Here is a 514-nt window from a genome sequence, read left to right on the forward strand (position 1 = left end):
GGTTCATCCGCACTTTCGGTGCTTGCGAGCCTCCGCACGGCCAAGCTCTACGGGTTGACCTCAGGCGGCATGGAGGACCCGCTGGCGCAGAAGATCGAACTTCGCGCGGCCGTACATGCTCCGCTTGATCAGTTTGAGGCGGTTGACCTGCCCCTCGACGGGGCCGTTGCTCCAGGGCTCGACGATGGCCGCGCGTACGGCAGCCTCGTCCTGCCGGAGCCCGGTGACGAAGCCGCCGAGATCGGTCTTGCCGGCGGCCTCAAGCCAAGGCGTCAGTCCTGCCGGATCTCCTTGGCGCAGGAGATCGGCGAAGGCCCGCACATTCTCGACGGCTTGCCTGAGCTTCGGGGCAGCGACGCAGAGTGCGTCGGTGAAGGCGCGATCCTCCGGTGGCAGCGTCGCCGGATCACCGGTCAGCCATCGGGTGATGCGCCGTGTCGAGGGGATCCGAGCGGACGCCGGTCTGACCGGCGCTCCTGATCGCTGTCGCCCAGCCCAGCGTCGGACGATGTCG

Annotated in this window: 1 protein-coding gene; it reads right to left on the minus strand. The window is 68.3% G+C overall.

Features of this window, described 5'->3' with window-relative positions:
• Positions 1–60 precede the first annotated feature (60 nt).
• The coding region (locus AAHG09_RS31875) for a transposase (RefSeq protein WP_342112361.1) at positions 61–514 on the minus strand (454 nt) is incomplete at its 5' end.

The sequence above is a fragment of the Methylobacterium guangdongense genome (assembly GCF_038442355.1).
GTDB lineage: Bacteria > Pseudomonadota > Alphaproteobacteria > Rhizobiales > Beijerinckiaceae > Methylobacterium > Methylobacterium guangdongense.